The 22,947-nt window shown below is 72.0% G+C and carries 20 protein-coding genes; 9 read left to right on the forward strand and 11 right to left on the reverse strand.

The annotated features are described in order from the left end of the window. Nucleotides 1-14 precede the first annotated feature (14 nt). Genes J2X36_RS02995 through J2X36_RS03015 form a run of 5 tightly spaced genes read right to left on the reverse strand, consistent with a single transcriptional unit; the run spans nucleotide 15 to nucleotide 4,811 of the window. Entirely contained in the window at nucleotides 15-620 is a 606-nt protein-coding gene (locus J2X36_RS02995) for a K(+)-transporting ATPase subunit C (protein WP_310345993.1), read from the reverse strand. A 52-nt stretch (nucleotides 621-672) separates the two neighbouring features. Beyond that, nucleotides 673-2,778: a potassium-transporting ATPase subunit KdpB gene (kdpB, locus tag J2X36_RS03000; RefSeq protein WP_310345996.1), complete on the reverse strand. Its 2,106-nt coding sequence runs from the start codon at nucleotides 2,776-2,778 to the stop codon at nucleotides 673-675. 54 nt (nucleotides 2,779-2,832) lie between these two features. Beyond that, nucleotides 2,833-2,982 carry a hypothetical protein gene (locus tag J2X36_RS03005; RefSeq protein WP_310345998.1) on the reverse strand — a complete coding sequence of 50 codons (150 nt, stop codon included), beginning with the start codon at nucleotides 2,980-2,982 and terminating at the stop codon, nucleotides 2,833-2,835. Between the two features lie 2 nt (nucleotides 2,983-2,984). Further along, complete coding sequence (gene kdpA / locus J2X36_RS03010; protein WP_310346001.1) at nucleotides 2,985-4,700, reverse strand: potassium-transporting ATPase subunit KdpA; 1,716 nt, start codon at nucleotides 4,698-4,700, stop codon at nucleotides 2,985-2,987. Nucleotides 4,701-4,721: 21 nt separating this feature from the next. Continuing rightward, nucleotides 4,722-4,811 (reverse strand): K(+)-transporting ATPase subunit F, encoded by a 90-nt coding sequence (locus tag J2X36_RS03015; protein WP_017484418.1) that lies wholly within the window; start codon nucleotides 4,809-4,811, stop codon nucleotides 4,722-4,724. 471 nt (nucleotides 4,812-5,282) lie between these two features. On the opposite strand from J2X36_RS03015, the gene J2X36_RS03020 reads away from it, so the two are divergent. From J2X36_RS03020 to J2X36_RS03040, 5 genes are all read left to right on the forward strand, one after another. Further along, nucleotides 5,283-5,648: a hypothetical protein gene (locus tag J2X36_RS03020; RefSeq protein WP_310346014.1), complete on the forward strand. Its 366-nt coding sequence runs from the start codon at nucleotides 5,283-5,285 to the stop codon at nucleotides 5,646-5,648. A 40-nt stretch (nucleotides 5,649-5,688) separates the two neighbouring features. Beyond that, nucleotides 5,689-7,065 carry a PepSY domain-containing protein gene (locus J2X36_RS03025; RefSeq protein WP_310346018.1) on the forward strand — a complete coding sequence of 459 codons (1,377 nt, stop codon included), beginning with the start codon at nucleotides 5,689-5,691 and terminating at the stop codon, nucleotides 7,063-7,065. A 97-nt stretch (nucleotides 7,066-7,162) separates the two neighbouring features. Then, nucleotides 7,163-9,469: a TonB-dependent receptor gene (locus tag J2X36_RS03030; protein ID WP_310346022.1), complete on the forward strand. Its 2,307-nt coding sequence runs from the start codon at nucleotides 7,163-7,165 to the stop codon at nucleotides 9,467-9,469. An 85-nt stretch (nucleotides 9,470-9,554) separates the two neighbouring features. Further along, a complete protein-coding gene (locus tag J2X36_RS03035; RefSeq protein ID WP_310346024.1) occupies nucleotides 9,555-10,196 on the forward strand; it encodes a MarC family protein in 642 nt (213 codons plus the stop codon). A gap of 240 nt (nucleotides 10,197-10,436) precedes the next feature. Beyond that, complete coding sequence (locus tag J2X36_RS03040; RefSeq protein WP_310346027.1) at nucleotides 10,437-10,760, forward strand: hypothetical protein; 324 nt, start codon at nucleotides 10,437-10,439, stop codon at nucleotides 10,758-10,760. 42 nt (nucleotides 10,761-10,802) lie between these two features. On the opposite strand, the gene J2X36_RS03045 is transcribed toward J2X36_RS03040, so the two are convergent. After that, nucleotides 10,803-11,381, reverse strand: a complete 579-nt coding sequence (locus tag J2X36_RS03045) for a L,D-transpeptidase (protein WP_132251272.1) — start codon at nucleotides 11,379-11,381, stop codon at nucleotides 10,803-10,805. A 314-nt stretch (nucleotides 11,382-11,695) separates the two neighbouring features. On the opposite strand from J2X36_RS03045, the gene J2X36_RS03050 reads away from it, so the two are divergent. From J2X36_RS03050 to J2X36_RS03060, 3 genes are all read left to right on the forward strand, one after another. Beyond that, nucleotides 11,696-12,157 carry a hypothetical protein gene (locus J2X36_RS03050; RefSeq protein WP_310346035.1) on the forward strand — a complete coding sequence of 154 codons (462 nt, stop codon included), beginning with the start codon at nucleotides 11,696-11,698 and terminating at the stop codon, nucleotides 12,155-12,157. Between the two features lie 333 nt (nucleotides 12,158-12,490). Next, nucleotides 12,491-13,750: an efflux RND transporter periplasmic adaptor subunit gene (locus tag J2X36_RS03055; RefSeq protein WP_245516446.1), complete on the forward strand. Its 1,260-nt coding sequence runs from the start codon at nucleotides 12,491-12,493 to the stop codon at nucleotides 13,748-13,750. Between the two features lie 79 nt (nucleotides 13,751-13,829). After that, nucleotides 13,830-16,994, forward strand: coding sequence for an efflux RND transporter permease subunit (locus J2X36_RS03060; RefSeq protein WP_132251266.1), 3,165 nt, complete (start codon nucleotides 13,830-13,832; stop codon nucleotides 16,992-16,994). A gap of 135 nt (nucleotides 16,995-17,129) precedes the next feature. On the opposite strand, the gene J2X36_RS03065 is transcribed toward J2X36_RS03060, so the two are convergent. Beyond that, the gene (locus J2X36_RS03065; protein ID WP_310346040.1) at nucleotides 17,130-18,371 is read right to left on the reverse strand and encodes a cytochrome P450; all 1,242 of its coding nucleotides are present in this window, start codon (nucleotides 18,369-18,371) and stop codon (nucleotides 17,130-17,132) included. 58 nt (nucleotides 18,372-18,429) lie between these two features. Beyond that, a complete protein-coding gene (locus J2X36_RS03070; protein ID WP_310346043.1) occupies nucleotides 18,430-19,827 on the reverse strand; it encodes a GntP family permease in 1,398 nt (465 codons plus the stop codon). Between the two features lie 194 nt (nucleotides 19,828-20,021). Between J2X36_RS03070 and J2X36_RS03075 the strand changes: the two genes are divergently transcribed. After that, nucleotides 20,022-20,420, forward strand: coding sequence for an MAPEG family protein (locus tag J2X36_RS03075; protein ID WP_132251353.1), 399 nt, complete (start codon nucleotides 20,022-20,024; stop codon nucleotides 20,418-20,420). 5 nt (nucleotides 20,421-20,425) lie between these two features. On the opposite strand, the gene J2X36_RS03080 is transcribed toward J2X36_RS03075, so the two are convergent. The 3 genes from J2X36_RS03080 to J2X36_RS03090 all read right to left on the reverse strand — a co-directional run bounded on the left by J2X36_RS03080 (nucleotide 20,426) and on the right by J2X36_RS03090 (nucleotide 22,933). Further along, nucleotides 20,426-21,721: an FAD/NAD(P)-binding oxidoreductase gene (locus J2X36_RS03080; RefSeq protein ID WP_310346044.1), complete on the reverse strand. Its 1,296-nt coding sequence runs from the start codon at nucleotides 21,719-21,721 to the stop codon at nucleotides 20,426-20,428. Further along, nucleotides 21,718-21,972 (reverse strand): ferredoxin, encoded by a 255-nt coding sequence (locus J2X36_RS03085; RefSeq protein WP_310346045.1) that lies wholly within the window; start codon nucleotides 21,970-21,972, stop codon nucleotides 21,718-21,720. The genes J2X36_RS03080 and J2X36_RS03085 overlap by 4 nt, the downstream gene beginning before the upstream one ends. A 187-nt stretch (nucleotides 21,973-22,159) precedes the next feature. Then, complete coding sequence (locus tag J2X36_RS03090; protein WP_310346046.1) at nucleotides 22,160-22,933, reverse strand: DUF3750 domain-containing protein; 774 nt, start codon at nucleotides 22,931-22,933, stop codon at nucleotides 22,160-22,162. Nucleotides 22,934-22,947 lie beyond the last annotated feature (14 nt).

Below are 22,947 nucleotides of genomic sequence, written 5' to 3' on the forward strand. Positions count from 1 at the left end.
CCTAACCGAAGCGGTCAGCGGCCGGCGAGATCGTCGAGGGCGAGGTTGAGCGCGAGCACGTTGACGCGCGGCTCGCCGAGGAGGCCGAGGGTGCGGCCCTCGACCTGACCGGCCACCAGCGCGCGGAGCCTGTCCTCGGGCAGGTTGCGGGCCCGCGCGACGCGGGGGACCTGGAACAGGGCGGCGTCCGGCGAGATGTCGGGGTCGAGCCCCGAGCCGCTCGTGGTCACGAGGTCGACAGGGATCGGCCGGCCCGGATTCTCGGCTCCCAGCGCCGCGAGGTCCGCCTTCACCCGCTCGGCGAGGGACGCGCTCGTCGGACCGAGATTCGAGCCCGCGGAATTCGCCGCGTTGTAGGGGGACGGGACGGTCCGGCCCGCATCGGCCGGGTCGGGCGCCGTCGTGGCGGAGGGGCGGCCGTGGAAATAGCCGGCGCCCGTGAAGGCCTGCCCGATCAGGCGCGAGCCGACGATCCTGCCGTCGCGCTCGATCAGGCTGCCGGCGGCTCGGGCCGGAAAGATCGCCCCGGCGAGGCCGGTCATGGCGAGGGGGTAGGCGAGGCCCGTGAGCGCCGTCAGGGCGACGAGCAGGACGAGGGCGGGGCGGAACTGGCTCGGCATGGCGGGTCTCCTCATGACGGGAATGCTCGGGACGGGGATGCTCGGGCGGGTCTCAGGCGAGGTGCAGGGCGGTGAGGGCCATGTCGATGAGCTTGATGCCGGCGAAGGGCGCGAGGACGCCGCCGAGGCCGTAGATCAGGAGGTTGCGCCGCAGGAGCGCGGCCGCGCCCACCGCGCGGTAGGCCACGCCCCGGAGCGCCAGCGGGATCAGCGCCACGATGATCAGCGCGTTGAAGATGACGGCCGACAGGATCGCGCTCTGGGGCGAGGCGAGCCCCATGACGTTGAGCGCCTGGAGCTGCGGGTAGAGCGTCAGGAACATCGCCGGAAGGACCGCGAAGTACTTCGCCACGTCGTTGGCGATCGAGAAGGTCGTCAGCGCCCCGCGGGTCATCAGGAGCTGCTTGCCGATGCCGACGATCTCGATGAGCTTCGTCGGGTCGGAATCGAGGTCGACCATGTTGCCGGCCTCGCGCGCGGCCACGGTGCCCGTGTTCATGGCGACGCCCACATCGGCCTGGGCGAGCGCCGGCGCGTCGTTGGTGCCGTCGCCGCACATGGCGACGAGCTTGCCCTGGGCCTGCTCGCCGCGGATCAGGGCGAGCTTGTCCTCCGGGGTAGCCTGGGCGAGGAAGTCGTCGACGCCCGCCTCCGCCGCGATGGCCGCGGCCGTGACGGGATTGTCGCCCGTGATCATGACGGTGCGGATGCCCATGAGGCGCAATTCCGCGAAGCGCTCCCGGATGCCGCCCTTCACGATGTCCTTGAGATGGACCACGCCGAGCAGGCGGCCGTCCCGGGCCACCGCCAGCGGCGTGCCGCCGGCCCTGGCGATCGCCTCCGCGATGGCCCGGATCTCGCCCGACGCCTCGGGCTCGGCGGCCGGGCGGTAGGCGAGCGCCGCGCCCGAGCCGCGCGTGGCGGCGGGCCAGCCCGTCACGGAGGCGATGACGGCCTCGACCGCGCCCTTGCGGATCGAGGACCCGTCGAGGTCGACGCCCGACATCCGCGACTGGGCGCTGAAGGGCACGAAGGTGGCGTTCAGCCCGGCCATGTCGCGGGCGCGCAGGCCGTAGGCCTCCTTGGCGAGCACGACGATGGAGCGGCCCTCCGGCGTCTCGTCGGCGAGCGAGGCGAGCTGCGCGGCATCGGCCAGCTCCTGCTCCGGGACGCCGCGCACGGGGCGGAACTCGGTCGCCTGCCGGTTGCCGAGCGTGATCGTGCCCGTCTTGTCGAGGAGCAGCGTGTCGACGTCGCCCGCCGCCTCGACCGCGCGGCCCGACATCGCGAGCACGTTGAAGCGCACGAGGCGGTCCATGCCGGCGATGCCGATGGCCGAGAGCAGCGCGCCGATCGTGGTGGGGATGAGCGTCACGAACAGCGCGACGAGGAGGATGACCGGGATCGCCCCGCCGGCGTAGCTCGCGAAGCTCGGGATCGAGGCCACCGCGAAGACGAACACCAGGGTGAGCCCGGCGAGCAGGATGTTGAGCGCGATCTCGTTCGGGGTCTTCTGGCGGGAGGCGCCCTCGACGAGCGCGATCATGCGGTCGACGAAGGTCGAGCCGGGGGCGGCCGTGATCCGCACCCGGATCTCGTCCGAGAGCACCTGCGTGCCGCCGGTCACGGCCGAGCGGTCGCCGCCCGATTCCCGGATGACGGGGGCGGATTCGCCGGTGATGGCCGCCTCGTTGACGGAGGCGACGCCCGCGATCACCTCGCCGTCGGAGGGGATCAGGTCGCCGGCCTCGACCAGCACCACGTCGCCGACCCGCAGGCTCGTGCCCGGGACGGTCTCGTAGGCGCGGCCGGAAGGGCCCGGATCCCGGCCCGTGAGGCGCTTGGCCGTCATCTCGGTCCGCGTGCGGCGCAGCGCCTCCGCCTGGGCCTTGCCGCGGCCCTCCGCCAGCGCCTCGGCGAAATTGGCGAAGAGCAGGGTGAACCAGAGCCAGAGGATGATCTGGCCGGAGAACGCGAGGTCGGCCCCGCCCGCGATCAGGTCGCGGGCGAACAGGACGGTGGTCAGCGCCGCCACGACCTCGACGACGAACAGGACCGGGTTGCGGATCAGGCTGCGCGGATCGAGCTTCCGGACGGAGCCGAGGAGGGCCGGCCCGAGAAGGGCGGCGCTGAACAGGGATCGGGTCTGACGCGACATGGTTCGATGTCCGGTGGGGTGGGAGACCCGGGGCCGGGGCCGGGCCGTCGGGTGTCAGGGCGTCGGCGCGCGGCTTGTCAGGGCGGCGGCCGCGGCCATCAGGGCGAAGGCCAGGATCAGGTCGGAGAGGCGCGCGGGCGGCGCCCGGCGCAGGCGCGGGCGCTGCGGCAGCCCGGGACGGCGGGGATGAACGGCGTGGCGCATGCTCAGCCGCCCGCCGCGAAGGTCTGGCCCGCCGCGCCCGCGAAATGCTCGACGAGGGGGCCGAGCGCCAGCGACGGGAAGAAGGTCAGCCCCCCGATGATGAGGACCACGCCGACGAGGAGGCCCACGAACAGGCCGTCATGGGTCGGGAAGGTGCCGGCGGAGGCGGGCAGCGTCGGCTTCCGCGCGAGCGAGCCGGCGATGGCGAGCACCGGGATCTTCACGAAGAAGCGCCCGACCAGCATCGCGACGGCGAGCGTGGCGTTGTAGAACGGCGTGTTCGCGGTGAGGCCGCCGAAGGCCGAGCCGTTGTTGGCGGCGGCCGAGCTGTAGGCGTAGAGGATCTCCGAGAAGCCGTGCGGGCCGGCATTCGCGGGCCCGGCGAGGCCCGCCGGCAGCACGGTGGCGAGCGCGGTGAAGCCCAGCATCATCAGCGGCAGGCAGAGGATGCCGAGCATGGCCATCTTCACCTCGCGCGCCTCGATCTTCTTGCCGAGATATTCCGGGGTGCGCCCGACCATCAGGCCGGCGACGAAGATCGCGACCACGACGAAGACCAGCATGCCGTAGAGGCCGGCTCCGACGCCGCCGACGATGACCTCGCCGAGCTGCATGTTGAGGAGCGGCACGAGGCCGCCGAGCGCCGTGAAGGAATCGTGCATGGCGTTCACCGCGCCGCAGGAGGCGGCCGTGGTGATCACCGCAAAGAGCGCGGAGGCGGCGATGCCGAAGCGGACCTCCTTGCCCTCCATGTTGCCCCCGGTCAGGCCGAGCTGCGCGAGGACGCCGTGGGCATTCGCCTCGGCCCAGTAGGTGACGGCGACGCCGGCGACGAACAGCACGCCCATGGCGGCGAGGATCGCCCAGCCCTGGCGCTCGTCCCCGACCATGCGGCCGAACACGTTGGTGAGCGCGGCGCCGATGGCGAAGATCGCGACCATCTGCAGGAGGTTCGAGAGCGCCGTCGGGTTCTCGAACGGGTGCGCGGCGTTGGCGTTGAAGAAGCCGCCGCCGTTGGTGCCGAGCATCTTGATCGCGACCTGGCTCGCCACGGGGCCGACCGCGATGGTCTGCCGGGCGCCTTCCAGCGTGATCGCCTCGACGGACGGCTGAAGCGTCTGCGGCATCCCCTGCGAGACCAGGACCAGGGTGAGGACCATGCAGGCCGGCAGCAGGACGTAGAGGGTCGCGCGGGTCAGATCGACCCAGAACGAGCCGAGCGTGCGCGACGAGGCGCGCGAGAAGCCGCGGATCAGCGCCACCGCGACCGCGATGCCCGACGCCGCCGAGACGAAGTTCTGGTGGGTCAGCCCCAGCATCTGCGACAGGTACGAGAGCGTGGTCTCGCCGCCGTAGGATTGCCAGTTGGTGTTGGTGACGAAGCTCGTGGCGGTGTTGAAGGCGAGGTCCGGCGCCACCGCCGCCTGATCGGCCGGGTTGAGCGGCAGCACCGCCTGCAGGCGCAGGAGGGCGTAGAGCAGCCCGAAGCCGAGGAGGTTGAAGACGATCATCGCGCCCGCGTAGCCGAGCCAGGTCTGCTCCTGGGCGGAGTCGATGCCCGAGGCGCGGTAGAGCCCGCGCTCGACGGGGGCGAGCAGGGGCGAGAGCAAGGTGCGCTCGCCGCTGAAGACGCGGGTCATGTACAGACCGAGCGGCTTCACGAGCGCCAGCACGACCGCGCCGTAGAGCGCGATCTGCATCCAGCCATTGAGGGTCATGGGGGAGATCCGTCCGGCCGCTCAGAACCGCTCGGGGCGGACGAGGGCGTAGGTGAGGTAGACGAGGAGCCCGGCCGTCACGAGGGCGCCGAGGGCGAGATCGAGGGTCATGGAGGGGGCCTCAGAGGCGCTCGCAGAGCGAGGCGTAGCCGGCGGCGAGGGCGAAGAAGGCGAGGCCGCCGGCGATGAAGACGATGTCGAGCATGGTGCGTCCCGTGTCCGGTCCGCCGGGTCGACCGGGCCACGCGCCGGCGGCCTCGGCCTGCCGGGATAGTGGAGGCGAACCGCGTTAGGGTTCGAGAGGGAGAGGGGGGCGTTCTTATAAGGATCGCATGAGGATCGGCCGGATCGCGGCCTCCCGCGCGGCGCCGCCTTATGTCCCGGCCCCGATTCGGGAAGCCCGCCGCCGCGCGGCAACGCAACCGGCGGGGTGCGGGCGGGCGGGCGCGTACGGCACCGGACCGATCCGGGCGGGCTTTTGTGCAACAGGCTCAAGCCTTTGCCGGGCGCGGGCCGGTTATCGACATGCCGGTTTCCGCCCTCGCGTTGACGGGCCGGAGGCCGGCTCCCTAAGAACGGGACATGCGTGGGAACCTGCCTCTGACGGCTCGGGGTCGCGCGATCATCGGGGTGATCGCGCTCTACGCGCTGCTGCTGCAGGCCTTCCTGGGCGGGCTCGCCCCCCTCCCCCCCGCCGCGCTCACCGATGCGATCTGCGCGCATGACGGCTCGGGCTCGCCCGAGGGCGGGGCCGCGCTCTGCCACCCGCACGCCTGCTGCACCCTCGCCCAGGCAGCGGAGCTTCTGCCGCCGGCGGCCTCCGCCTTCGCGGCGGTGCTATGGTCGCCCGGCATTGCGGCCCCGGCCCCCTGGCGCGCCGACGACCTGATCCGCGCGCGCGCGCCGCCCGACCCGTCCGTCAGCCCGCGAGGTCCGCCCACCCTCTGACCGATCAGCCCTCCCGATCGCTCAGACCCGGACCCCTCCCATGTCACGCTCCCTCGACGGCGACGCTCTCGCGTTCCAGGCCGTCTCCGCCGCGCGCCCGTCGGGCGACGCGGTCTACCGCGCCGTCTGGCGCTGGCACTTCTACGCTGGGCTGCTCTGCCTGCCGTTCCTGATCCTGCTCTCGGTCACCGGCTCGCTCTACCTGTTCAAGGACGAGTTCAACGCCACCCTGTTCGCCCACCGGACGATCGTGGCGCCGCGGGCGACCGCGCCCCTCAGCCCGGACCGGCTGCTCTTCAACGCCTCCGAGGCCGTGCCGGGCGCGACGCCGGTCACCCTGACCGACCCCGCCGATGCGGCGGGCGCGGCGGTGGTGACGATGGCCGAGGGCGCCAGCAAGACCCTCGTCTATCTCGATCCCTACACGGGCCACGTGCTGGACCGCGTCCCGCGCGACGACGAGGCCCTGACGGTTGTGCGCCGGCTGCACAGCCTCGCCTATTTCGGGCCGGTCGCGAACGGCCTGATCGAGGTCGCGGCGGGCTTCGCCATCATCCTCGTCGTGACCGGCACCTACCTGTGGTGGCCGCGCCGGCAGAGCGGGGGGGTCGTCACGCTCCGGCAGACGCCGCGCCGGCGGGTCTGGTGGCGCGATCTCCACGCGGTCACGGGCTTCGTCGCCGGGGCCGGCCTCCTGTTCCTCGCCGCCACCGGCCTGCCCTGGTCGATCTGGTGGGGGCAGCAGCTGCGCACGTGGTCGAACGAGGCGGGCCTCGGCCAGCCCCGCGCCCTCTGGGCGCACAAGGCCGTCTCGGACCTGCCGATGCGGGAGATGCTGACGACGGCCGGATGGGCGATGCAGGACGCGCCCGTCCCGGCCTCGGAGCCCTCGGCGGCCCCCGCCATCGGCCTCGGCCGGGCCGTGGCGATCCTCAGGGAGCTCGGGATGCAGCGCGGCTTCGAGGTGTCGCTGCCGGTGGGCGACCGGGGCGTGTTCGCGGCGGCCGCCTACCCGCACGACGTCACCCGCCAGCGGATGATCTCCCTCGACCAGTATACCGGCCGGCCGCTCGTCGACGTGCGGTTCGGCGATCTCGGCGGCGTCGCGCGGGCGATCCAGTACGGGATCGGCATCCACAAGGGCGAGCATTGGGGCCGCGCCAACCAGTTCGCGATGCTGGCCTTCTGCCTCGCCACGCTGCTCCTCGCCGTCACGGCCGCGGTGATGTGGTGGAAGCGCCGCCCGGCCGGGCGCCTCGGCGTGCCGCCCTGGCCGCGCGACCGGCGCGTCGCGGCGACCGTGACGGGGCTCGTCCTCGGCCTCGGCGCGCTGTTCCCGCTCACGGGGCTCGTCATCCTCGCCATGCTCCTCGCCGACCTCGGCGTGCAGGCCCTGCGCGCCCGCCTTGCCGGTTGACGCGCGGGCCGCGTCCCGCGCGCCCGCGATCGCCGATCCCCGACAGCCCTGGCCGCTGCAGCCCCGCGCGGCCGCACTCCCTCGATGAGCCCTCCCGATGCCCTCGCTTCGTCGCCGGATCCTCGCCACCCCCCCGCTGGCCCTCCTCGCCGCCGGCCCCCTCGCCCTCTCCGCGGCCCAGGCCCAGAATGCCGGCGAGACCGTCACCCTGGAGGAGCTGTCCGTCGCCGGCGACGGCCGCGGCCCGGGCCCGGCCGCCGGCACGCCCCTTCGCGCCGCGGCCCCGACGCCCCTCGACAGGCCCGTGGGCGAGGTCGTCACCAGCATCGGGCGCGAGGGCGTGATCGACAACCGCGCGGCGACGACCGTGGCCGACATCCTGCGCAACAGCCCCGGCGTGACCGTGCGCCAGGGCAACGGCCCCCGCGACGTCGTCGTCTCGATCCGCGGCAACAACGCCCGCGCGACCGGCGTCTCCCGCAACATGGTGGTGCTGGAGGACGGCTTCCCCGTCACGCAGGCGGACGGCTCCTCGCGCTTCGACCTGACCGACCCGCGCGCCTACAACCGCATCGACGTGTTCCGCGGGCCGCAATCGCCCTTCTTCGGCAATTTCGCGACCGGCGGCGCCCTGAACTTCGTCACGCGGCGGGGCGCCGAGATCAACGGCATCGAGGCCGGCGTCGATGCCGGCAGCTTCGGCTACCTCAACACCTACACCACGATCGGCGGGGTGAGCGGCCCGTTCGAGTACAGCCTGTTCGCCAGCGACACGCGCGGCAACGGCTTCATCAGCCACAATTCCTTCGACACGCAGACCGTCAACTTCCTCGGCACCTACACGCCGACGCCCGACAACCGCTTCACCCTGAAGATCATCAACAACACGCTCTTCACGCTGCTGCCGGGCCGGACCTCGCTCAACCAGTTCGCCGTCAACCCCTTCCAGCGCGGCTGCCTCACGGCGGCCAATGCGGCACCGGGCTGCACCACCTTCAACCTGCTGGCGAATGGCCGCTTCGGCGCCACGGTGCCGGTGACGGCCGACCAGGGCGCCTTCCTGCGCGATGATCGCCGCACCCTCGTCGGCGCGCGCTGGGAGCACGACCTCGACGCCTTCACGACCTGGCGCACGCAGCTCGTCTTCGACGACCGCAACATCAACCAGCCCTTCTACACCACGTCCACGCGCGGCGACTTCCCGGGGTTCAACTTCCTCACCGACGTGACCCGCCGGGGCGACCTGTTCGGCCTGCCCGCCACCGGCTACGTGGCGCTCGCCTACAACACGCTCGACAGTCTCAGCCGGACCTACAACCGGGTGCTCGGGGCAGGGCCGGCGCTCGGCGCCCTGATCGCCGACCAAGACACGGTGCAGGCCAATCTCGGCGGCCGCGCCCGAGCCGAGGTGCAGCTGAGCGACCGCGTCATCGCCGTGGCCGGGATCAGCGCCGAGACCACGACCATCACGGGACGCAACACGACCTTCACCTACAGCGCGGCCGGCTCGACGCGGGCGATCGCCGACGTGGACCGGAGCTTCCTCAACGTCGCGCCGGAACTCGCCCTGCTCTACCGGCCGAGCGAGGCGTGGCAGATCCGGGGAAGGGTTGCGACGGGCTACAGCACACCGTCCGCGGCCAACCTGTTCGTCACGCCGGCGGGCGTGCCGGGCAGCAACCTGCAATTGAGGACGCAGGAGAATCTCGGCTTCGACCTCGGCGTCGACTGGACGCCGACCGAGACCCTCCGCCTCAGCGTGACGGGGTTCTACGAGTTCTTCCGCAACGAGCTGATCACCCAGTCGCCCGGTGCGGGCCTTCTCAACTTCACCTTCAACGCGCCGGCCTCCGAGCACCGCGGCGTCGAGGTCGGGGCGACCTGGGCCTTCGCGCCGGGCTGGAGCGCGACCGCCGCCTACACCTACGACGACCAGCTCTACACGCGCTACGTCGAGCAATTGAGCGCGGGCGCCCGCACCGCCCGCTTCGACCGGGCCGGCAACCGCATCCCCGGCGTGCCGGCCAACCAGCTCCTCGCCCGGGTCGGCTACGAGCACACGACCGGCCCGCTCGCCGGGCTCGGCGCCTATGTTGAGACGGTGTTCCAGGACGATTTCTTCATCGACAACGCCAACCTGCTGCGGGCGCCGGGCTACAGCCTCGTCAACCTGAACCTGCACTACGCCACGGATCTCGTCGGCTACGCGAAGCGGCTGAACCTGTTCGTCGAGGTGCGCAACCTCTTCGACCGGACCTACGTGGCCTCGGCGCAGAACCTCGCGAACTCGATCAGCGCCGCGACCGGCCTGCAGAACGGCGCCGCCGTGCTCGCCAACACCAACGGGTCCGTGTTCGCGGGCGCGCCGCGCAACGTCGTCGGCGGGATGAGGCTGTCGTTCTGACCGCCCGCCATGCGAGGTTTACCGTGGCACGCCGCCGGCCCGAGCGCGGCGGGAGCCGATCCGATCGGCAGGGGGACGGGCAGCGATGGGGTTCGATCTCGCCTTCGTGACCAAGGTCTTCGCCGCGCTCTTCGCGATCATGAACCCAATCGCGAACGTGCCCGTGTTCCTGTCGCTCACCGAGGGGGCGTCGGCGCAGGCCCAGCGGCGGGTGGCGGTCCTGGCCGCCATCGGGACCGCGACGGGCTGCCTGATCGCGGTCCTGGCCGGCCGGCCGATCCTCGACCTGTTCGGGATCGACGTCGATCATTTCCGGTTGGCGGGCGGCCTGCTCGTCCTCCTCATCGCGCTCTCGATGCTGCAGGGCACGGCGAGCCACGCCCACGCCGCCACGCCGCACGAGACGGCGGAGGACCTCGATCCGGCGAGCGTCGCCCTCTATCCCCTCACGGTGCCGCTCCTCGTCGGCCCGGGCACGATCGCGACCCTGATCGTGTTCGCGCAGACGGCGCGCGCGCAGGGCCGGATCGCCGAACTCGCGGCGGGCCTCGGGGCGTTCCTCGCGCTGCTGACCGCGGCGCTGCTCTCGGCGCCCTTCGTCGGGCGCCACCTGACCCCGAACGCCACCGCCATCACCCGCCGGCTCATGGGGATGATCCTCGCCGCGGTCGCGATGGAGATGATGGTGGCGAGCCTGCAGGCGCTGTTCCCGGGGCTCGCCCGCTAGGACAGGCTCCGCCACCCCCGCGCAACGCGCCCGCTTCCCGATCCGGCGCGGCGCCCTCGCGCGGACCGGAGATCCGTGTCGCTCCGTCGATGGCGGGCGCCCGGTTCCTTCCGCCCGGTTCCTTCCGCCCCTGAGAAAATGCTTCCCGGCCGATGCGTCACATTCGAGCGATCCCGGCAGGAAACGGGTTACCGCCGGCTCGCCAGTCTCACGCAACCCCAGGTAAACGAGCCGAGCGACATGCCGACCGAATTGCCGAGCGACATGCCGACCGAATTGCCGACCAACTGGCCGACCGAATTGCCTTCCGCCCCGACGTCATCGACGGACGAGATCGTGCGGATGCCGCCGATCGAGGCGCGGATCAATCTCAAGTTCTGGCCGCGCCCGCTCGGGTGCAAGGCCGTCCTCACCAACCGGGACCGCGCCTTCATCTCGATCGCGCTCGCCAGAAGCCTCCCCGACCGGTTCAGCCTCGGCCTGGGGCCCGAATTCACCCCGCGCCCCTGCACGGTGGTCTGGCGCGGCGAGCGCGCCCTGGAGGTGGTGCTAACCGAACGGTGAGGGCGGCCCGGACGGGGACGCCCTCGCCGGGCCGGGGATTCGTCAGCGCACGATCACCTTCGTGCCGACCTTGACGCGATCGTAGAGGTCGACGACGTCCTTGTTCGTCATCCGGATGCAGCCGGAGGAGACCGCCGCGCCCATCGTCTCGGGCTCGTTCGAGCCGTGGATGCGGTAGAGGGACGAGCCGAGATACATGGCGCGGGCGCCGAGCGGGTTGTCCTGGCCGCCGGCCATGTAGCGGGGCAGGTCCGGCCGGCGGGCGAGCATCTGGGCCGGGGGGCGCCAATCCGGCCATTCCTTCTTCATGGTCACGGTCTTGGTGCCCGACCACGAGAAGCCCTGGCGGCCGACGCCGACGCCGTAGCGGATCGCCGCGCCGCGCCCGAGCACGTAGTAGAGCCGGCGCTGGCTCGTGGAGACCACGACCGTGCCGGCCTTCTCAGGCCCCGACCACGCCACCGTCTCGCGCGGGATGGCCTGCGTCCGGAAGATGTTCATGAAGTCGGCGAGCGGCCCGCTGTCGAACGGTCCGGCCTGGGCGCCCCGGGGCGCGAGCGTCACGGCGCCGGCCGCGAGGGCGCTGGCGATGAGGAAAGCGGCGGCGCGGCGCCTCGTCATGGGTCGTGTCCTTCTGCGACGACGGCCGGCGCGGGGTGACCGGCGGGAGCACGGCTCGGTCCGGTTGCGCGCAGTCCGACTCTGCACGCGAGGCTTGGCCGGGGCGGCGGGGCCGGTCAAGCGGTGCCGGGTGGACCGACCGGAAGCTGTGGGAATTGGGCAACGCCGGTCTTGACAGGGCGCGCGGAGGAGAAAGTCCACGCCGAATCGATTGGGCCGGGAGCAGGGTTAAGATTCCGGCGGGCCTGGGAAAAGAACGGATTTTCCGGGCTCGAACGGTTCCCCGGCTAAGCCTGACAGGTTGTCGCAGGTGATTGCGGCGCAACCTCATCTGCCCCTATGTCCGCCCCGTGATGTCTCAAACCGCGAACGACAGGCAGCGCCGGAAGGCGGCCCGCACCCGCGCGACCGGCACCCCCCGGTCGGGGCGGATGGGCCTGCTCGCGGCCCTCCTCGCGGTGCTCATCGTCGTCCTGGCCGGCCTGCCCGACGATCGCTACGCCGGCCTGATGCCCCGCACCGAGGCGGTCGCCGCGCTCAGCACGGCGCCGGCAGCCCCCGGCGCCAAGCGCCATGTCGGGACGCCCGACCGGCACGTCCTCACGATCCTCTCCTCCGCAGATGCCGACGACCCGCCGAGCGACGACCGCCGGCTCGTTCCGGACGCGGTCGTGGTGGAGCGCCTGTCGCCCGCCGCATCCTACCCGCCGCGGACCTCCCCGGCCCTGCCCCCGGCGGCGGCCTCGCTTCTCGATCGGCCTCCGAAATCCGCCTGATCGGGGCCGGGCTCCCACGGGGTCTCACGGGGACGTGAGATCGGACGGGGCGGCCCGCGAGCGCCCGCCGTTGGATCGCCCGGAGCGACCGGCGTACACTCGCCTCCGGCGCGAGTCGGACCGCCCTCAGCGCGGCCGCGCGCCCGATGCGGCACCATCCTGCATCCTCACCGCCGGGTCCCATCCTGCCGCTGGCCCGGCGCTTGCCACGCCGCACGCAGCCCGTCGCCACGGGCGGTCCGGGCGTGGCCCGTTCGAGCCGTGCCGGCCGTCAGAGCGCGAACGCGCCGTCGCGGCCGAGACCGCGCACCGTGTCTCAGGAGCGAGTTGATCGTGACGTCTTCCCCCCGACCCGTCCGCCGCGCGCGGACCGTGCCGAGCTTGCCGGCCTCGCTCGTCGCCGGCGCCGTGCTGGTCGCCCTCTCCGCCTGCAACCAGAAGCAGCAGGCGGCCGCTCCCGTCCCCCTCCCCCCGCCGGAGGTCAGCGTCGTCACCGTGGCGCCGCAGCCGATCCCCTACGTCCGGGACCTGCCCGGCCGCGTCGCCCCGGTGCGGGTGGCCGAGGTGCGCTCCCGCGTCTCCGGCCTCGTGGTGAAGCGGCTGTTCGAGCAGGGCAGCCAGGTCAAGGAGGGCGACATCCTCTACAAGATCGACCCGGCGCCCTACGAGGTCGAGCTCGCCAGCGCCGAGGCGGCTCTGGCCCGGCAGGAGGCGGCGCTCACGCTCACCATCCAGCAGGCCGAGCGCCTCGAGACCCTGCTCACCAAGCAGACGGCGAGCCAGGCCCAGTACGACACCGCCTTCGCCGCCCGGAAGCAGGCCGAGGCCGAGGTGGCGGGCGCCAAGGCGACGCGGGACCGGGCGCGGCTCAACCTCAGCTGGACAGACGTGCGCGCGCCGATCTCGGGACGGATCGGCCGGGCGCTGCTGACCGAGGGCACGCTGATCGAGCAGGGCACCACGGGGGTGCTCGCCACGATCCAGCAGCTCGACCCGATCTACGTCGACATCACCCAGTCGGTGGGCGAATTGAACAAGCTGCGCCGGGATCTCGCCAGCGGCGAGCTCTCGCGGCTGGAGAAGGACGCGGCCAACGTCCATCTCATCATGGACGACGGCGCCCTCTATCCGCTCGCCGGCCGGCTCCTGTTCTCGGACGTGACCGCCGACCCGAGCACCGGCCAGGTGACGCTGCGCGTGCAGTTCCCGAACCCGCACGACGAGCTCTTCCCCGGCATGTATGTCCGCGCCCGCATCAAGCAGGGCATCGACTCGGACGCGATCGCGGTCCCGCAGCAGGCGATCCAGCGCACCAACGACGGCAAGGCCGAGGTCTGGGTGGTGAAGGCCGAGGACAAGGTCATGCTCCAGCCCGTCGAGGTCGGCCCCGTGGTCGGCCAGAACTGGCTGATCCGCGACGGGCTGAAGCCCGGCGAGCGGGTCGTGACCGCTGGCTTCCAGAAGATCAATGCCGGCATGCAGGTGAAGCCGGTCGACGTCAGCCCGCCCGCCGACCAAGCCGAGCTGAAGCCCCGCGACGCCGACGAGGCGGACGTCGCCGCCCCCGCGCAGCCCGCCGCGCAGGTCCGCTGACCGCGCAGCCCGACACCATCCCGCCGCGCGGCCGCATGGCCCGCGCGGCGGCGTGTCCTCTCAGGGTCCAGAATTCCGTATGGCTCGCTTCTTCATCGACCGGCCGATCTTCGCCTGGGTCGTCGCCCTGTTCATCTGCCTGGGTGGCGCCCTCGCCATCCCGCAATTGCCGGTGGCGCAGTACCCGATCATCGCGCCGCCCTCGATCGCGCTCTCGACCGCCTATCCGGGCGCGTCCGTCGAGAATCTCTACACGGGCACGACGCGCCTCATCGAGGACGAGCTGAACGGCGCGGCCAACATCCAGAGCTTCGAATCGGCCTCCGATTCCTTCGGCGTCGTCGAGATCACGGCGAATTTCGAGCCGGGCACGGATCCGGGCTATGCCGGCGTCGAGGTGCAGAATCGCCTGAAGCGCGTCGAGGCGCGGCTTCCCGCCGAGGTGCGCCAGCAGGGCATCCTGGTCGAGGAGGCTTCGGCCGCGACGCTGAACATCATCACGCTCGTCTCCACCGACGGCTCGATGGACGAGGTCGGCCTCGGCGACTTCCTGATCCGCAACGTCATCAACGAGATCCGCCGCATCCCCGGCGTCGGCCGGGCCACCCTCTACTCGACCGAGCGCAGCCTTCGCGTCTGGATCGACCCCGACAAGCTGCGCGGCCTCTCCCTCAACCCGTCCGACGTGACGAAGGCGATCCAGAACCAGAACGTGCAGATCGCCTCCGGCGCGGTCGGCGCGCAGCCGAGCCCGTCCACGAGCGCGATGAACTTCCCGATCGTCGTGAAGGGCCAGATGACCGAGCCCGAGGCGTTCGGCGCGATCGTGCTGCGGGCCAACCCCGACGGCTCGAACGTGCGGCTGCGCGACATCGCCCGGATCGAGCTCGGCGGCGAGGATTACAAGTTCACGACGCGGCTCAACGGCGGCGAGGCGGCCGGCATCTCGGTGACGCTCGCGCCCGACGGCAACGCGCTCCAGACGGCCAAGGCGATCCGCGCCAAGATGGAGGAATTGTCCCAGTTCTTCCCCGACAACCTGAAGTGGGACATCCCCTACGACATCACCCCGGCCGTCGAGGCCTCGATCGAGAAGGTGCTGCACACCCTGATCGAGGCCGTGGTGCTCGTCTTCGTGGTGATGTTCCTGTTCCTCCAGAACATCCGCTACACGCTGATCCCGACGATCGTGGTGCCGATCGCGCTGCTCGGCACCTGCACGGTGATGCTGCTCGCGGGCTTCTCCGTGAACGTGCTCACCATGTTCGGCATGGTGCTCGCCATCGGCATCCTCGTCGACGACGCGATCGTCGTCGTCGAGAACGTCGAGCGCATCATGAACGAGGAGGGGCTGCCCCCGAAGGAGGCGACCCGGAAGGCGATGGGCCAGATCACGGGCGCCATCATCGGCATCACGCTGGTGCTGATCGCCGTGTTCATCCCGATGGCGTTCTTCCCCGGCTCGGTCGGCATCATCTACCGCCAGTTCTCGATCGCGATGGTGACCTCGATCGCCTTCTCGGCCTTCCTCGCGCTCTCGCTGACGCCGGCGCTCTGCGCCACGCTCCTGAAGCCGATCGAGAAGGGCCACGGCCATTCCAAGGGCGGCGTGTTCGGCTGGTTCAACCGGATGGTGGACCGCGAGACGGCGCGCTACGGCCGCGGCGTCTCCGCCCTCATCGCCAAGTCCGGCCGGGTGATGCTCGTCTACCTCGCGCTCGTGATGGGCGTGGCCTACGCCTTCGTGCGCCTGCCCGAGGGCTTCCTGCCGGTGGAGGACCAGGGCTTCTTCACGGTCGACATCCAGACGCCGCCGGGCTCCTCCTTCAACCGCACGCTCGCCGCCGTGAAGGCGGTCGAGGAGCACCTGATGGCGCAGCCCGGCGTCGCCACGGTGACGATCGTCAACGGCTTCTCCTTCTCCGGCCAGGGCCAGATGACGAGCCAGGCCTTCGTGACCCTGAAGCCCTGGGCCGAGCGCAATGCGGAGAGCTCGGCGGCCAAGCTCGTCGAGGGCACCAACAAGGCGCTGGGCTCCTACAAGGACGCGGTGATCCAGGCGCTGGAGCCGCCGCCGATCGACAATCTCGGCAACGCGTCGGGCTTCTCCTTCCGCCTGCAGGACCGCGCCCAGAAGGGCTACTCGGCCCTGATGGCGGCGCAGGAGCAACTCCTCTCGCTCGCGAAGAAGAGCCCCATCCTGCAGAAGGTCTACGTCGAGGGCCTGCCGCCCGCGCCGCAGGCCGAGCTCGTGATCGACCGCGAGAAGGCGGCGGCCCTCGGCGTCGGCTTCGACGCCATCAACGACACGATCCAGGTCAATCTCGGCTCGGTCTACGTCAACGACTTCCCGAACCGGGGCAAGATGCAGCGCGTGATCGTGCAGTCGGAGGACCTGCAGCGCCTCAACGCCGCCGACCTCCTGAATTACGGGGTGAAGAACAGCCAGGGCACCATGGTGCCGATGTCCTCCTTCGCCGACCTCAAGTGGAGCGTCGGGCCGGCGCAGATCATCGGCTTCAACGGCTACCAGTCGGTGCGCATCACGGGCGAGCCGGCGGCGGGCTACACCTCGGGCGAGGCGATCGCCGAGATGGAGCGGCTGGCGACGCAATTGCCGAAGGGGTTCGGCTTCACCTGGACCGGACAGTCGCTGCAGGAGAAGCAGGCGGGGAGCCAGGCCTCGCTGCTCCTGGCCCTCTCGGTCCTGATCGTGTTCCTGTGCCTCGCGGCGCTCTACGAGAGCTGGTCGATCCCGTTCTCGGTGCTGCTCGTGATCCCGCTCGGGGTGATCGGCGCGGTGGCGGCGGTGTACCTGCGCGGCATGCCGAACGACGTCTACTTCAAGATCGGGCTGATCACGATCATCGGCCTGTCCGCCAAGAACGCGATCCTGATCGTGGAATTCGCCAAGGATCTCTGGAAGCCCGGCACGAGCCTCGTCGACGCGACGATCGAGGCCGCGACCCTGCGCTTCCGGCCGATCGTGATGACCTCGCTCGCCTTCATCTTCGGCGTGGTGCCGCTCGCCATCGCGACGGGCGCCGCCTCGAAGAGCCAGCAGGCGATCGGCACCGGCGTGATGGGCGGCATGATCTCGGCGACCGTGCTCGCGGTGTTCTTCGTGCCCGTCTTCTTCGTGGTCGTGATGCGGCTGTTCAAGCGCAAGGCGGCCGATGCGGAGACGCGGCCCGAGGCCGAGGCCGCCCACGGGCCGGAGCCGCACCGCGTCCCGGCGGAGTGACGAGCGCCCTCACCTCTCCCGTCCGGGAGAGGTCGAGAGCGCGTCAGCGCACCGGGCGAGGGGTGCGCCCGATCCGGAGCGGTCGCACCCCTCACCGAGACCCTCTCCCGAACGGGAGAGGGGGCGCCCCTCCCCTCAGGCGATCCCGTCGATCGCCAGCCGGAGGTGCTCCGGGCCGCGCAGCGCCGAGCCCGGCCGGTAGGGCGGCGGGTCCTCGATCAGGCGGGGGTTCTTCAGGCGCCGGGCGAGCGCGGTCAGCGCGGCCGCCGTCTCGAAGCGGGCGAGCGGGGCGCCGAGGCAGTAATGCAGGCTGCCGCCGAAGCCGAGATGGCGGGTGCCGGTGCGGTCCGGGTCAAACCGGTCCGGATCCGCGAAGACGGCCTCGTCCCGGTTGCCGGAGGCGAGCAGCAGGACGACGTCGGCGCCCTCCGGGATCGTGGTGCCGGCGACCGCGATGTCGGCGAGCGCCTTCCGCGTCCGGAACTGCACGGGCGGGTCGTAGCGCAGCATCTCCTCGACGACGTGGGGCGCCCAGGCCGGCTCGGCTCCGAGCCGCGCCAGCGCCTCGGGGTGGCGCAGGAGCGCCAGCGTGCCGTTGGTGATGAGGTTCACCGTCGTCTCGTGGCCCGCCACCAGCATCAGGATCGAGGTGGCGATGAGGTCGTAATCGTTCATCCGCCCCGCGCCCGGCGCCTCCTCGTTGGCGAGGCCGGAGAGCATGTCGTCCCCCGGGTGGCGGCGCTTCTCCTTGATCAGGTCCGCCATGTAGGCGGAGATCTCGTCGAAGCAGCGGCTGTTCTTCGCCCGGATCTCGTCGTCCTCCAGGCTGTCGGGTTCGAGCGCGGTGGCGAGCTGCGTCGCCCAGCCGTGGAATCTCGGCTCGTCCTCGCGCGGGATGCCGAACAGCTCGCAGATCACCGTGACGGGGAGCGGGTAGGCGAGGTCGTCGACGATATCGATCTCCCGCGCCCCGCATGTCTTGTCGAGAAGATCCGCGACCAGCCTGTCCGAGCGGGCGCGCATCCGCTGCACGCGCTCATAGCTGAACTGGTGCATGACGCAGCCGCGCAGGCGGTCGTGGTCCGGCGGGTCGCGGAAGATGAAGGGCCGGTGGGCATCCGTCACGCGGTCGCGGATCGGCTTCACCAGCCAGTCGGTGAACGGGTTGCCGGTCAGCGGCCGGTCGGCGGGCGGCAGGGTCTCGGAGCTGATGCGCGGGTCGCCGAGAAGGCTGGCGATCGCGCCGTGGGTCGCGGCCACGTAGGTGCCGTCGTGCTGGCGCGAGACGGGGCTCTCGCGCAGGCGCGCGAAGAGCGGATAGGGGTCCGCCCGGTTCTTTTGATCCTTCACCTGGTCGAGGAGCGTCGGGTCGGCCATGCCTGTCTCGAGACCCTGTCTGGAAAGTCGGGGAGCGGGCGTCAACCGGCGAGCCGCCTCAAACGATCCCGGTGGCGTAGTAGACGCCGATCACGAAGAACACCGCAGCGGTCTTGATCAGCGTGATCGCGAAGATGTCGCCGTAGGATTGCCGGTGCGTCAGCCCGGTGACGGCGAGCAGCGTGATCACGGCGCCGTTGTGGGGCAGCGTGTCCATGCCCCCGCTCGCCATCGAGGCGACCCGGTGCAGCACCTCGAGCGGGATGCCGGCGCCTTGAGCGGCCTGAACGAAGCGGTCGGCGAGCGCTCCGAGCGCGATCGAGAGGCCGCCGGAGGCCGAGCCCGTGACGCCGGCCAGCACCGTCACCGTGACCGCCTCGTTGACGAGTGGGTTCGGGATCGCCGAGAGCGCGTCCGAGATCGCCTTGAAGCCTGGCAGCGCCGCGATGACGGCGCCGAAGCCGTACTCGGTCGCGGTGTTCATGCCCGCGAGAAGCGAGCCCGCCACGGCCGCCTTGCTGCCCTCCGAGAAGCGGGCGCGGACGTTGCGGAAGCCGAGGATGACGGTGGCCAGGATGCCGAGGATCAGCGCGCCCTCGACCGCCCAGATCGCCGCGACCGTCTTCACCTGCACGGTGACCGGATTGGCCGCCATCTCGGGCGAGAGCGCGACCTTGGCCTCCGCGCCGTAGAAGGCGTTGATCGCCGAGAGCAGCAGCCGGTTGCCGATCCCGACGATGAGGAGCGGCAGGAGCGCGATCAGCGGATGGACGGGCGCCGTGTCGTCGCGCGCCTCCGGCTCGTTGGCGTGGCCCTCGCCGTAATCCTCGCCGGCCGCAGCGGCCGCGCGGCGGCGCCACTCGAGATAGGCGACGCCGAGCACGAAGATGAAGATCGCGCCGATCACCCCGAGCCAGGGGGCGGCGTAGGCGTCCGTCTTGAAGAAGGAGGCGGGGATGATGTTCTGGATCTGCGGCGTGCCGGGCAGCGTGTCCATCGTGAAGGTGAAGGCGCCGAGCGCGATGGTGCCGGGGATGAGGCGCTTCGGGATGCGGCTCTGGCGGAAGAGCTCGGCGGCGAAGGGGTAGACCGCGAAGACCGCGACGAACAGCGAGACGCCGCCATAGGTGAGGATCGCGCCCACGAGGACGATCGCGATGATCGAGCGGCCCTTGCCGAGCACCCCCGTCACCGCGCCGACGATGGAGCGGGCAAAGCCCGAGATCTCCACGAGCTTGCCGAACACGGCGCCGAGCAGGAAGACGGGGAAGTACAGCTTCAGGAAGCCGACCATCTTCTCCATGAAGAGGCCGCTGAAGATCGGCAGCACCGCGGCCGGATCGGTGACGAGCACCGCGCCCATCGCCGCCACGGGGGCGAACAGGATGACGCTGAAGCCCCGGTAGGCGATGGCCATCAGGAAGACGAGGGCCGCGAGGCAGATCACGAGGTTCATCGGACAGGATTCCCCGCTCGGGCCCGGTCCGCGCCGCGCCCGAACCTGAACATGGCGCAGCTTGCGCCCGAGGCGAGGACGCGCGGCCCCCTCACGAGCACGTCAGGCGCCGGCGCGGGAACGCGGTGCGGGTGGAGCCGGTTGGCGTGCGGGCCGCTCGGCCCGTCTCCCGCACCGCCTTCCCGGAGCCCGACGTGATCTTCCCGGCCATCACCGCCTTCTACGCCGCCCTGCTCGCCCTCCTCTTCGTCGGGCTGTCCGGCTGGGTCGTCGCGGGACGCCTCGGCTCGGACGTGCTGCACGGCGACGGGGGCAACAACGCGCTGCAGAAGCGCATCCGCTCGCAGGGCAATTTCTCCGAGTACGTGCCTTTCGCGCTTCTGCTGATCGCGCTCCTCGAAGCCTCGGGAGGGAGCCTCGCGCTGGTGCGCGGCCTCCTCATCGTGCTCCTCGTCGCGCGCCTGCTGCACCCGTTCGGCATGCTGGCGCCGAAGAACTCGCCCCGCCAGTTCGCCTGCCGCGGCGGCGGCATCATCGCGACCTTCGGGGTGACGGCGGTGGCGGCGATCGCCCTGCTCCTGCGGACGGCCTGACGCGCCTAGCGCCGCGGCTTCTCCGGAAAGCCCGGCGGCAGGACGGGCAGGTGACCGGGCTGGTCCGTCCCCTGCCGGATCGGCGGGAAGGGCGCGCGGGCCACGATCATCGCGGCGTAGGCCGGGAGCCAGCGGGCGCAATCGACGCTGACGGCCGCGATGCAGCGGCCCTCGCGCCCGTAGAGCGCGAGGAAGCGGCCCTCGGCGGGGGAGCCCTGCACGATCGCGAGGCCGTCCGCGCCCTGCGTCAGCCCGACCGACTTGATGTTGATGCCCCCTTGCGTCGACCAGAAGGTGGGCAGCGCGGCGTAGGGCGCCGCCGCCTCGTGCCCGGCGAGCAGGCGGCCGGCATGCTCGGCCTGCTCGACCGCGTGGCCCCAATGCTCCAGGGAGACGCGGCGCCCGTCGTAGAGCGGGTGCGGGAAGCGCGCGACGTCGCCCGCGGCGGCGATGCGCGTGTCCGGGCGCCCCGCCTCGTCGAGGGCGTAGCCCCGCTCGTCGCAATCGAGGCCGCCCGGATCGGCGCTGAGGCCGGAGCCGGCGAGCCAGTCGGTGTTGCGGACGGCGCCGAGGGCTACGACCACGATGTCCGCCTCGACGCTGCCGCCGCCCGCGAGATGCGCCCGCGCGACGCGGCCCGCGCCGTCATCCTCCAGCCACTCGACCTCGGCGCCGCTGCGCAGGTCGACGCCGCGGGATTCGTGCAGCGCGCCCACCACGCTGCCGAGATGGGTGCCGAGCACCCGGGCGAGCGGCGTCGGCGAGGGCTCGACCAGGGTGACGGGCAGGTCGAGGCTGCGGCAGGCCGAGGCCACCTCGCAGCCGATGAATCCGCCGCCGATGATGAGGACCCGCCGCGGCCGGGCCGCGAGGGCGGCGCGGAGCGAAGCCGCGTCGTCCCGGTCGCGGATGGTGTGGACGCCGCCGAGCCGCCCCTCGTGCGGGTTCGGCCAGGGCCGCGCCCGGGTTCCGGTGGCGACGAGGAGCCGGTCGTAGGAAAGCTCGGTCCCGTCCGCGAGGCGCAGCGTGCGGCTTGCCCGGTCGAGCCCGCTCGCGGCGCAGCCGAGGCGCCACTCGGCGTCGAGGGCGAGGAGACCCGGCAGGCGGGTCGCCTCGGCCGGCACCTCGCCGGTGAGCACGTGCTTCGAGAGCGGAGGCCGGTCGTAGGGCGGGTGCGGCTCGGCGCCGACGATGGTGAGCCGGCCGGCGAAGCCCGCCCGGCGCAGGGCCTCGGCCCCGCGCAGGCCCGCGAGCGAGGCGCCGACCATGACGGCGTGCGCAGACGAGGCCGCGTCCGTCATGGCGCGCTCCGCTCCGGGTCCTCCACGTGGATCGCCTGGACCGGGCAGGCGATGCGGGCCTGCTCGATCGCGTCCCGGTCCGCGGTGGAGGGGGCGGGGTCGTAGTACAGGGCCTCGCGCCCCTCGATGCGGAAGTGGCGCGGCGCCGCGTAGCAGCACTGGGCGTAGGCTTGGCAGCGGTTGAGGTCGACGCTGACGCGCAGGGCGCTCGCGGTCGGGCCGGGCGCCGGTTCGGGAGTGGTCTCGGGCATGGATGCGGAAAGCTCCGGCCGCGGCCCCGGTTCCCGCGAGGTGCCATTCGGCGCCGCTCGGGGCAAGGCGCGGATCAGGTCCGAGGGCGGCCTCGGGAGGGGCGCCGCAGCGCGCCTCCCGCCCGATTCCCTCGGAGCGAGGGAGGAACCCCGACGGAGGGCCGCTTCGAGACCGCTTCGCGGCACCTCAGGACGAGGGGGTGAAGGGCAGGCCAAGACGCCCCCAGCCCGGCAGCTTCAGGGCCGGGCGGCGCAGATCGAACCCCGCCACCGCGCCGAGCAGGTTGATCTCGACGCCCTCGACCCAGCCCAGGGTGAGGCCGGCATAGCCCCCGAGGCTCAGGCGGATGCCGGTGCCGCTCGGGGTCCGTTTGGCGTAGCGCCCGGGCGGCGTCCAATCCTTCCCGAGCGCGGTCGGCGGCAGGGTGATGCCGCTTTCCGGGATCCGGGCGAGGACGTGGGCCGCGAAGGTGTTCGAGTTCGGCCCCGGCCACGCCTGATAGGAGCCGAGCGAGCGGTGCGGGTAATCGGCGACCGCGGCGCGGATCGCGGGGATCGCCCGCGCGGCCGCCTCGCCGTCGAGGGCCAGCACCGTCTCCGGCGCGTTGCCGAACCAGCGCCCGTCCGGGGCGAAGGCGTCGGTGCGCAGGGGCGTGCCCCAGCCGACGACGTCGTAGCGGGTGTAGCGGCCGGCGCCCGCCTCCTTCACGACGATCCAGGAATGGTGCGCGACGATGCCTCGCCAGCGCCCGACCCGCGCCGCGTAGATCCGCACCATTGCCTCGGGGGAACTCCGCGCGGAGGGAAGGAGCCCGCTGCTCGACCAGTCCGCCGCCCGCCAGTCGGCCGAGCGCCCGCCCCGCGCCGTCCACCAGAGCGCGTAGGACGCGAGCGGGACCAGGAACAGGACGAGGACGCCGAGGACGAGGAGGCGGAAGGCGACGAGGAGGGCGGCGGACATGCCCGCCCGATGTC

Origin of the sequence: Methylobacterium sp. BE186 (assembly GCF_031457035.1) — a bacterium.
GTDB classification, from domain to species: domain Bacteria; phylum Pseudomonadota; class Alphaproteobacteria; order Rhizobiales; family Beijerinckiaceae; genus Methylobacterium; species Methylobacterium segetis.

Excerpts from the sequence above, each read along its gene's own strand:
- J2X36_RS03065 (WP_310346040.1), bottom strand. The coding sequence starts at position 18,371 with ATGGCCGACCCGACGCTCCTCGACCAGGTGAAGGATCAAAAGAACCGG.
- J2X36_RS03005 (WP_310345998.1), bottom strand. The coding sequence starts at position 2,982 with ATGCGCCACGCCGTTCATCCCCGCCGTCCCGGGCTGCCGCAGCGCCCG.
- kdpA (WP_310346001.1), bottom strand. The coding sequence starts at position 4,700 with ATGACCCTCAATGGCTGGATGCAGATCGCGCTCTACGGCGCGGTCGTG.
- J2X36_RS03090 (WP_310346046.1), bottom strand. The coding sequence starts at position 22,933 with ATGTCCGCCGCCCTCCTCGTCGCCTTCCGCCTCCTCGTCCTCGGCGTC.
- J2X36_RS03040 (WP_310346027.1), top strand. The coding sequence starts at position 10,437 with ATGCCGACCGAATTGCCGAGCGACATGCCGACCGAATTGCCGACCAAC.
- J2X36_RS03080 (WP_310346044.1), bottom strand. The coding sequence starts at position 21,721 with ATGACGGACGCGGCCTCGTCTGCGCACGCCGTCATGGTCGGCGCCTCG.
- J2X36_RS03085 (WP_310346045.1), bottom strand. The coding sequence starts at position 21,972 with ATGCCCGAGACCACTCCCGAACCGGCGCCCGGCCCGACCGCGAGCGCC.
- J2X36_RS03035 (WP_310346024.1), top strand. The coding sequence starts at position 9,555 with ATGGGGTTCGATCTCGCCTTCGTGACCAAGGTCTTCGCCGCGCTCTTC.
- J2X36_RS03020 (WP_310346014.1), top strand. The coding sequence starts at position 5,283 with ATGCGTGGGAACCTGCCTCTGACGGCTCGGGGTCGCGCGATCATCGGG.
- J2X36_RS03030 (WP_310346022.1), top strand. The coding sequence starts at position 7,163 with ATGCCCTCGCTTCGTCGCCGGATCCTCGCCACCCCCCCGCTGGCCCTC.
- kdpB (WP_310345996.1), bottom strand. The coding sequence starts at position 2,778 with ATGTCGCGTCAGACCCGATCCCTGTTCAGCGCCGCCCTTCTCGGGCCG.
- J2X36_RS03015 (WP_017484418.1), bottom strand. The coding sequence starts at position 4,811 with ATGACCCTCGATCTCGCCCTCGGCGCCCTCGTGACGGCCGGGCTCCTC.
- J2X36_RS03060 (WP_132251266.1), top strand. The coding sequence starts at position 13,830 with ATGGCTCGCTTCTTCATCGACCGGCCGATCTTCGCCTGGGTCGTCGCC.
- J2X36_RS03025 (WP_310346018.1), top strand. The coding sequence starts at position 5,689 with ATGTCACGCTCCCTCGACGGCGACGCTCTCGCGTTCCAGGCCGTCTCC.
- J2X36_RS02995 (WP_310345993.1), bottom strand. The coding sequence starts at position 620 with ATGCCGAGCCAGTTCCGCCCCGCCCTCGTCCTGCTCGTCGCCCTGACG.
- J2X36_RS03045 (WP_132251272.1), bottom strand. The coding sequence starts at position 11,381 with ATGACGAGGCGCCGCGCCGCCGCTTTCCTCATCGCCAGCGCCCTCGCG.
- J2X36_RS03070 (WP_310346043.1), bottom strand. The coding sequence starts at position 19,827 with ATGAACCTCGTGATCTGCCTCGCGGCCCTCGTCTTCCTGATGGCCATC.